This window comes from Pseudoalteromonas sp. Z1A6, from assembly GCF_011378745.1.
GTDB lineage: Bacteria > Pseudomonadota > Gammaproteobacteria > Enterobacterales > Alteromonadaceae > Pseudoalteromonas > Pseudoalteromonas arctica.
This window is the reverse complement of the sequence record NZ_WTKW01000170.1, coordinates 1-8,984: the sequence shown is the minus strand read 5'-3', so window position 1 is coordinate 8,984 and position 8,984 is coordinate 1. Positions and strand designations below refer to the sequence as shown.

The following is an 8,984-nucleotide window of genomic DNA, read 5'->3' as shown; positions in this document are numbered from 1 at the left end:
CCTGTAGCGCCTACTTCAAGACCCCGTAATGCTTTGTGTAGTGACTCTTGTTGATTACGACCAATTGCCATTACTTCGCCAACTGATTTCATTTGCGTAGTTAAACGGTCGTTTGCACCGGCAAATTTTTCAAAGTTAAAGCGAGGAATTTTTGTAACAACGTAATCGATTGAAGGCTCAAAAGACGCAGGTGTTTTGCCACCAGTAATGTCGTTTTGAAGTTCATCAAGCGTGTAACCTACAGCTAATTTTGCAGCAATTTTAGCAATTGGGAAACCCGTTGCTTTTGATGCTAGTGCAGATGAACGTGATACACGTGGGTTCATCTCAATGATAACCATACGGCCATCTTCTGGATTAATACCAAACTGTACGTTCGAACCACCGGTTTCTACACCAATTTCACGTAATACTGCCATAGAGGCGTTACGCATAACTTGGTATTCTTTGTCAGTTAGCGTTTGCGCTGGTGCAACAGTGATTGAATCGCCAGTGTGAACACCCATCGGGTCAAAGTTTTCAATGGTACAAACAATAATACAGTTGTCGTTTTTATCACGTACAACTTCTGTTTCGTACTCTTTCCAACCAATTAGTGATTCATCAATCAATAATTCGCTAGTAGGCGATAAATCTAAGCCGCGTTCACAAATTTCTTCAAACTCTTCTAAGTTATACGCCACACCGCCGCCGGTGCCGCCCATAGTAAAAGAAGGCCTGATAATACATGGCAAACCAATGCGCGTTATGATGTCTTTGGCTTCATCCATAGAATGAGCAATCTCAGCACGTGGACATTCAAGACCAATATTTTTCATTGCTACGTCAAAGCGTTCGCGGTTTTCTGCTTTGTCGATTGCATCAGCCGTTGCACCAATAAGTTCAACGCCGTGCTTAGCCAATACACCGTGCTTGTCTAGTTCAAGTGCACAGTTTAATGCTGTTTGACCACCCATTGTAGGCAGTATTGCATCAGGCTTTTCTTTTTCAATGATTTTTTCTACCACTTCCCAATGAATGGGTTCGATGTATGTTGCATCGGCCATATCAGGGTCTGTCATGATAGTTGCAGGGTTTGAGTTAACTAATATAACTCTGTAGCCTTCTTCTCTAAGTGCTTTACACGCTTGAGCACCAGAGTAGTCAAATTCACACGCTTGACCAATTACAATTGGGCCTGCGCCTAAGATAAGAATGCTTTTTATGTCGGTACGTTTTGGCATTATTACTCCAGTTAAATTAGTGTTTACGCGCTTGCATCAAATCGATGAAGTGGTCAAATAATGGTGCTGCATCGTGTGGACCAGGGCTTGCTTCAGGGTGACCCTGGAAGCTAAACGCAGGTTTATCTGTACGATGAATACCTTGAAGCGTTCCGTCAAATAACGATTTGTGCGTGGCACGAAGCGTACTTGGCAGGCTTGACTCTTGCGCTGCAAAACCATGGTTTTGAGCTGTGATCATAACTACATCGCGGTCTAGGTCTTTAACTGGGTGGTTAGCGCCGTGGTGGCCAAATTTCATTTTTTCTGTTTTAGCACCTGAGGCAAGGGCTAATAACTGATGACCTAAACAGATACCAAAAATTGGTGTGTCGGTTTCTAAAAAGGTTTTAATTGCATCAATAGCGTAAGTACATGGCTCAGGATCGCCAGGGCCATTAGATAGGAAGATACCATCAGGGTTTAAAGCCAGTACGTCAGCGGCAGAGGTTTGCGCTGGTACTACTGTAAGTTTACAACCACGGTCTACAAGCATACGTAAAATATTACGCTTTACACCGAAGTCGTAGGTAACAACATGAAACTTTTCATCAGCAGCATCAAGAGTTTTAAATCCTTCGCCTAATGTCCAGCTTGATTCGCGCCACTCAAAATTTTCCTTGGTTGAGACAACTTTTGCTAAATCCATACCTTTTAAGCCTGGGAAGGCTTGCGCGGCTTGTAGCGCTTTACTTTCGTCTAGCTCGTCGCCAGCAATAATACACCCGTTTTGTGCGCCTTTATCACGCAAAATTCGAGTTAACTTTCTGGTGTCGATGTCCGCAATACCTAAAATATTACGTTCTTTTAAGTAATCATCTAACGATTGCTCGTTACGAAAATTACTTGCTAGCAGTGGCAAATCACGGATCACTAGGCCTTTAGCCCAAATTTGATTCGCTTCTTCGTCTTCGCTGTTGGTACCCGTATTACCGATATGTGGGTACGTCAAAGTTACGATTTGTTCCGCGTATGATGGATCAGTCAAAATTTCTTGATAACCAGTCATAGACGTATTGAATACTACTTCACCGACTGACATGCCGTCAGCGCCGATTGCAGTACCGCGAAACACTGTGCCGTCTTCTAGGACTAACAGAGCGGATTTAGTCAAGTTAAACCTCCTAACAGTAAAAAACGGGAGTAAGCAATTGCTTAACACCCCGCCAATACCCAGAGGGATCGTCAAAACTAGATTTTTGTGAGCTTAAATAGTTTTACGCAGTCTTAAATGATGCCGATATAAAACGCTAAACCTTCAATCATTTTTTCTTGCCTAAAACTATTTTTATTCCCACTGAAACCCAGGATTTACTAGCCATTTGGGTATAATTGGAAACACGCATTTAGTAATTTTTGGCAAATTGGCTGCATATTACATGAAGTTGCTATTTAGGTCTAACACTTTTTAGTAAATTGTTACAAACAAGTCACTGTAGGTGAAATTAGACCCAAACAGTTAAAAAAGTAACTAAACTACTTAAGATCTAGCACATCTTGCATATCATAAAGTCCTGCAGGTTTGTTTCTCAACCAGCTTGCAGCCCTTACAGCACCTAGAGCGAACGTCATTCTTGAACTTGCTTTGTGGGTTAATTCAAGCCTTTCGCCCATTGTAGCGAAGTATGCAGTGTGTTCACCTACTATATCGCCCCCTCTTAGTACCGAATAACCAATCTCATTTTGCGATTTAGCTGTTTCCACTTGGCTGCGGTTGTATACAGCAACTTCGTCGTGATCCCAGCCTTTAGCTTGTGCAATTGATTCACCAATGGCGAGTGCTGTGCCTGATGGTGCATCTATTTTATGACGATGATGCGCTTCAAATATTTCGATATCTAAGTCGTCACCAAACTTAGTTGCCGCTGTTTGTACTAGGTTTAATAGTACATTTACGCCAACACTGTAGTTTCGGGCAAATACAATTGGAATATGTTTGGCTGCATCGTGTAGTAGCACCATATCCTCGGTTGTTAAACCCGTTGTACCAATAACCATAGGAATTTTTTGTGCTACAGCGGTTTTTAAATGATTTTTCATACCTGCAGGAAGCGTAAAGTCGATTAAAACATCTACATTATCTATTGTGGTTTCTTCGCTAAAGCTAACACTGTTGTCGGCTGCGCTATTTACTTGATTTACATTAATGCCTAATAACGATGAACTACCACGAACGTATGCACCTGTAAGTTGTGTTTGCTCTTTAATTGTCGCTGCTTCTAATAGAGCTAAGCCCATTCTGCCATTAGCACCAAAAACGCCTATTCGATTTGTAGTCATTGTTTTTACCTAATTTAATTTAAATCCATTTTTACTAATCTGAGTATATATCCGAAGCATTGCAAATACGCGCTTGGGCATTTTTATGCAGTTGGACAAATATTAATCGCTGAAAATAGCGTTACTTTGTAGATATTATCTAAAAGTCATGCAATAGTCAGGTGACCTTTTAATTTAATAATAATAACAATACCAGTTTACTTTAGCCATCTATACATTTAAACTTCTCTTTCGCGTCGATTTGGTCTTTGGCTTGCGGGCGCTGCGGTCTTCTTAATTAATAAAATAAGAGTGACTCGCTAAATTCAGCTAAAAGAGGAGTTTTTGGCTGTTGTATTACTAAACTGTTTACGAGGAATATGATGCAGCCATCATTTAATAAAAACAAAGCTATACTTTCTTTACTTCCCCTACTGACCTTTGTAGCACTATTTTTAGGCTCTGGTTTGTACTTGCAATCGCAAGGGGTTGATTACGCTTTTTATCAACTTCCTGCTCCCGTAGCTATACTACCCGCCATTATGCTTGCGTTTATTTTAAACAAGGGCACGGTAAACGAATGCGTTGATACTTTTATTAAAGGTGCTGGGCACAATAATATTATAACCATGTGTTTAATCTACCTACTTGCAGGTGCGTTTTCAGCCGTGGCTAGTGCAACCGGTGGTGTTGATGCGGTAGTAAATGCAGGTTTATCACTTATTCCTCCCGCTTTGTTGCTCCCAGGATTATTTTTAATTGCTGCTGTAGTATCTACAGCTATGGGCACCTCCATGGGAACAATTGGTGCTATTGGCCCTATTGCTTATGCGGTGTCTATTAAAACAGGTATAGATCCAGCATTAATGGCAGGTACGATTGTATCAGGCGCTATGTTTGGCGATAACTTATCAATTATTTCAGACACGACTATTGCAGCCACACGTACACAGGGCTGTGAAATGAAAGATAAGTTTAAAGAAAATCTTAAAATTGCAGTCCCTGCTGCAATACTAACTATTGGCTTGTTGTTTTATTTAACACCCGCAGCGCAAGTTGTTGAAACCAAGGATTACGATATTTGGTTAGTACTTCCGTATGCCTTTATTTTAGTGTTAGCAGTTGCTGGCCTAAACGTATTTGTGGTGTTGTTTAGCGGTATTATTTTTGCTGCATTAATGGGCTTTACAGGAAGCTATGAAGGCGCAAGCTTTGTAAAAGATATTTACAAAGGCTTTACCGATATGCAGGAAATATTTTTACTATCAATGTTTATTGGTGGCTTATCTGAATTCATTCGTATTAATGGTGGCCTTGATTACATTGCTCAAAAAATTCAAGCCATAACTAAAATCATCGCAAAATGGCACCGTAAAGTGGCCGATCAATTAGGTATTGCAGCATTGGTTATGACAAGTAATATGTGTATTGCTAATAATACCGTATCTATTATTGTTGCTGGCCCTATTGCTAAAAAGCTGGCAGATGATGGTGAAATAAGCGGTAAACGCTCTGCAAGTTTGCTTGATATATTTGCTTGTGTAACGCAAGGCTCACTTCCTTATGGCGCACAAGCGCTACTGTTAGGCGCTACGTTTAAAATTAGCCCGTGGGAAGTATCAACGTCTTCTTATTACTGCTTTATTTTAGCCTTTACTGCAATTACTATTATTTGTTTACGCCGTAATAAAGCGTAATAAATTGAGTCATTACATGTTGCAGCTTATTAAGTAGGCTGCAACATGTGTTAAATTAGCGATCAACAAATCAATCTCTTCTGCTATAATTGCCGCTTCCGCGTGTCACTAAAATTATAGTTATAAACAGTTATGAAATTTAAAAAATTACTCCCTTTTATTACCCTTACTTCTCTCGCTTTATCATCGTCGGCTTTCGCTGCCAATTGGAGCAGTACAGCAGTACATATAAATAATGGCAGCCAAAAAAATCCATTCACTGAGCAAGAGTCAGACACCACTGTTTACTCGCTTCAACATGCATCGGGCTATGACTACGGCGATAATTTCTTTTTTATTGATTACAGTAAAGACGATATAGATGACGGTTACCAAGATGCTGATTTTTATGGTGAGTGGTACTCAACGGTTAGCTTATCTGCCATCACTGGTAAGCAAATTGGCTCTGGCGCATTATTAGATGTTGGCCTAACGGGCGGTATTAACGTTGCTGGTGATGCAAAAGTAATGAAGTATCTACCAGGTGTTAAATTAAGCTGGGATGTACCTGGGTTTAACTTTTTTCAAACGCTGTTCACAGCCTACATTGACGATAGTGAAGGTGTAGCAAAAGGCGGCGCACCTATTGAAACTAATAGTTGGATGCTTGATGTAGCTTTTGAATATCCTTTCACTATTGGCTCACAAAAGTTTAGCTTTAAAGGCCACGCTGAATACATCGCAGAGCGTGAAGATGAATTTGGTAACGATGTAGAAGCTTGGATACTAGCACAGCCTATTTTAGTGTGGGATATGGGTCACGCCCTTCAAATGAAAGAAAACACACTACTGCTGGGAATGGAATTACAATACTGGCACAACAAATTAGGTACTGAAGTCACTGAATCGGTACCACAAATCCATATTGAGTGGACATTTTAAGCTTCAACAATCAGCTCTTTACTCAGTAATAATAAGCGAAGCACTATTTTAGCTTCGCTTTTTTTCGTCCACGTAAAACATTTAATTGAACAGGTTTAAATACTTAGTTATTGTTGTACTTCTTTTTAAGCCAAGCGCTCGCCTTTAATAGGAGTAACTGAATGTCGTCGATTAAAGTGATTTGTTTCTCTACTTTATTAGTACTAACAAACAATGCCTTAGCTGGCACTTCTCAAGATACATCCGCCCTTTCTTATGATGCACTATTAAGCAATTACGAATACGATTTTAAGGTAAATTACTTTGCACTTGAGTCGCAAAAACAATCATTAAAAATGGCTTATATTTACTTAAAGCCAACTAAAGCCGATATGCCTACAGTTACACTTATGCATGGCAAAAATTTTAATGCTGACTACTGGACTACCACTGCGCAATACCTGCAATCTTTAGGTTATGGGGTATTAATCCCTGATCAAATTGGTTTTGGCAAGTCGTCTAAGCCAACTAATTACCAGTATTCGTTTGCGACGCTTGCTCATCATACGCGCGCATTAATGGACTCGCTTAATATAAAAGAGTCAGTTGTTATTGGGCACTCTATGGGTGGGATGCTAGCGAGTCGTTTTGCATTAATGTACCCAAACGCCACTAAAAAGCTAATTTTATTAAACCCTATTGGGCTTGAAAACTACTTGCAGTATGTTGATTACAAAGATACTAATTTTTTCTATAAAAACGAGCTTTCAAAAACACCGGAAGGCGTTAAACGTTATCAGCAAAAAAATTACTACGATGGTAAGTGGAATACAACATATTCAGCCTTAACTGACTTTATAACAGGGCAAATACAAGGCCCAGATAAAGAACAAATGGCATGGGTGAATGCAAAAACATACGATATGATTTTCACTCAACCTGTAATAACCGAATTTAAAGATTTAACTGTGCCAGTTAAATTAATTATTGGTACACGCGATAGAACCGGTCCAGGCCGTAACTGGAAAAAAGAGGATGTTGATTACGAGCTTGGTCGATACGATAAATTAGGCAAACACGCTGCAACACTTATTCCTGACGCACAATTATTCGAACTAGATAACTTAGGGCACCTGCCGCACATTGAAGATTTTGAACGCTTTAAAAATGTATTACAAAAGGCGCTTACAACTAAATAGAAGTGAGTGCTGAATATAAAAACCCTGTAAGTAAACTACTTACAGGGTTTTTATTATAGAAGCTAAATTACAACTTACATTGTGGGTTTTTACCCTGTGCTTTAGCTGTACTTTGCTCACTAAGTGCTTTACTCATTTGTGCTTGTAAGTCTTTAATACGACTGCTTGGCGCTGGGTGAGTTGATAAAAACTCAGGTGTTGTACCACTACCTGCTGCACTCATATTTTGCCAAAGGGTTACTGATTCTTGTGGATTAAAGCCTGCTTCAGCCATTAAATCTAAGCCAATTTCATCAGCTTCTGACTCGTGCGAACGGCTAAATGGCAAAACAACACCATACTGTGCGCCTAAGCCTAGACCCTGCATAATTTCATTACGGTATTGAATGTTACCCATTTCAAGTGCTGCACTACCAAGTTGCATACCGGTATCTAAAATAGAGCTTTGTGAAACACGTTCATTAGAATGCTCAGCAATTACGTGCCCTACTTCGTGCCCTAGCACTGTTGCTAGTTGGTCTTGATTGGTGGCTATTTTTAATAAGCCCGTATGAACCCCAATGTAACCACCAGGTAGTGCAAAAGCGTTAGCAGATTCATCTTCAAATACAACTACTTCCCAATTTTGCGACGCGTATTCTTTTGGTAATACAGCGACTACTTTTTCAGCAATGCAATTTACATATGCATTTGTTTTTGCATCTTTATTAATTGGTTGGCTTTTTTTCATATCTGCAAAACTAGCAGTGCCCATTTCACTCATTTGTTGATCTGAGTAAAGCGCTATTTGAGTGCGTCCAGTTGGTGACGTTTTACAACCGACTAAAACGGCTGTCGCTAATACTGCAAGTACTAGTTTTTTCATGATAATTCTCTTAAGTAATGAATTTTTTATTGCTTGTAGAATAGCAAACACAGTACCAATTTAAAATATTTGCTTTATATACCTTTATATTAAAAAGATGCGATAAGACGATAAACTTAGCAGGCAAACTAAGTTTATCCAAATACAATGCCCTGTTACACTATAGCCCTTGTTTTTAGTGATTGTTGAGTTTACACATGGACGCCTCAGCCTCGTCTTTTAATACCCGTATTTTATTGCCTTTATTAGCCAGTATCGTGGCGATTACTCCTTTGGCTATTGATATGTATTTGCCCGCCATGCTGGTAATTGCAAGCGATTTACAAACTAATATGCCAAATGTACAAATATCGTTGAGTATTTACTTAGCGGGTTATTCATTGGGGATGTTATTTTTTGGCCCTATTGCCGATCAAATTGGCCGCCGTAAGCTCGCACGTATTGGCTTAACCCTATTTGGCGCAAGCTCACTTGCACTCGCATTTACAACCGAAATCCATGCGTTTTGGACTCTTAGAGCAGTGCAAGCATTTACCGGAGCGGCAGCAACCGTAGTCGTACCGGGTATTATTCGCCATATTTATCAGCAAAATACAGCTAAGGGAATGTCGTATGTGTCGATGATCATGATGGTAGCACCGTTAGTAGCCCCCTCTGTTGGTTCGTTTATTTTAGGATTTTCTGTTTGGTCAACCATATTTTTGGTTCTTGCTGGATATAGCTTTTTAATATTAGCGTTTGTACAAGTGTATTTAATAGATATACCTATTCATAAAAATGAGAAAAAAGGCCTCGCTCTATT

General features: G+C 39.7%; 8 protein-coding genes. 4 read left to right on the top strand and 4 right to left on the bottom strand.

The genetic code is table 11. From position 1 onward, the window contains the following. The 3 genes from carB to dapB all read right to left on the bottom strand — a co-directional run. Positions 1-1,223, bottom strand: a 1,223-nt coding sequence (gene carB / locus GQR46_RS11830) for a carbamoyl-phosphate synthase large subunit (RefSeq protein WP_165741052.1), incomplete at its 3' end; no start/stop codon positions are given. A 16-nt stretch (positions 1,224-1,239) separates the two neighbouring features. Further along, positions 1,240-2,376, bottom strand: coding sequence for a glutamine-hydrolyzing carbamoyl-phosphate synthase small subunit (gene carA / locus GQR46_RS11825; RefSeq protein ID WP_165741051.1), 1,137 nt, complete (start codon positions 2,374-2,376; stop codon positions 1,240-1,242). Between the two features lie 362 nt (positions 2,377-2,738). Continuing rightward, positions 2,739-3,542 carry a 4-hydroxy-tetrahydrodipicolinate reductase gene (dapB, locus tag GQR46_RS11820; RefSeq protein WP_165741050.1) on the bottom strand — a complete coding sequence of 268 codons (804 nt, stop codon included), beginning with the start codon at positions 3,540-3,542 and terminating at the stop codon, positions 2,739-2,741. Between the two features lie 362 nt (positions 3,543-3,904). Here dapB and GQR46_RS11815 point away from each other — a divergent pair, with 362 nt between their 5' ends. From GQR46_RS11815 to GQR46_RS11805, 3 genes are all read left to right on the top strand, one after another. Next, positions 3,905-5,218 carry a Na+/H+ antiporter NhaC family protein gene (locus GQR46_RS11815; RefSeq protein WP_165741053.1) on the top strand — a complete coding sequence of 438 codons (1,314 nt, stop codon included), beginning with the start codon at positions 3,905-3,907 and terminating at the stop codon, positions 5,216-5,218. A gap of 132 nt (positions 5,219-5,350) precedes the next feature. Further along, a complete protein-coding gene (locus GQR46_RS11810) occupies positions 5,351-6,139 on the top strand; it encodes a nucleoside-binding protein (RefSeq protein WP_165741049.1) in 789 nt (262 codons plus the stop codon). 161 nt (positions 6,140-6,300) lie between these two features. Continuing rightward, entirely contained in the window at positions 6,301-7,317 is a 1,017-nt protein-coding gene (locus tag GQR46_RS11805; RefSeq protein WP_165741048.1) for an alpha/beta hydrolase, read from the top strand. A gap of 67 nt (positions 7,318-7,384) precedes the next feature. On the opposite strand, the gene GQR46_RS11800 is transcribed toward GQR46_RS11805, so the two are convergent. Further along, the gene (locus GQR46_RS11800; RefSeq protein WP_010553413.1) at positions 7,385-8,182 is read right to left on the bottom strand and encodes a M48 family metallopeptidase; all 798 of its coding nucleotides are present in this window, start codon (positions 8,180-8,182) and stop codon (positions 7,385-7,387) included. 197 nt (positions 8,183-8,379) lie between these two features. Between GQR46_RS11800 and GQR46_RS11795 the strand changes: the two genes are divergently transcribed. After that, positions 8,380-8,984, top strand: a 605-nt coding sequence (locus GQR46_RS11795; RefSeq protein ID WP_165741047.1) for an MFS transporter, incomplete at its 3' end; no start/stop codon positions are given.

Excerpts from the sequence above, each read along its gene's own strand:
- GQR46_RS11815 (WP_165741053.1), top strand. The coding sequence starts at position 3,905 with ATGCAGCCATCATTTAATAAAAACAAAGCTATACTTTCTTTACTTCCC.
- GQR46_RS11805 (WP_165741048.1), top strand. The coding sequence starts at position 6,301 with ATGTCGTCGATTAAAGTGATTTGTTTCTCTACTTTATTAGTACTAACA.
- dapB (WP_165741050.1), bottom strand. The coding sequence starts at position 3,542 with ATGACTACAAATCGAATAGGCGTTTTTGGTGCTAATGGCAGAATGGGC.
- GQR46_RS11800 (WP_010553413.1), bottom strand. The coding sequence starts at position 8,182 with ATGAAAAAACTAGTACTTGCAGTATTAGCGACAGCCGTTTTAGTCGGT.
- GQR46_RS11810 (WP_165741049.1), top strand. The coding sequence starts at position 5,351 with ATGAAATTTAAAAAATTACTCCCTTTTATTACCCTTACTTCTCTCGCT.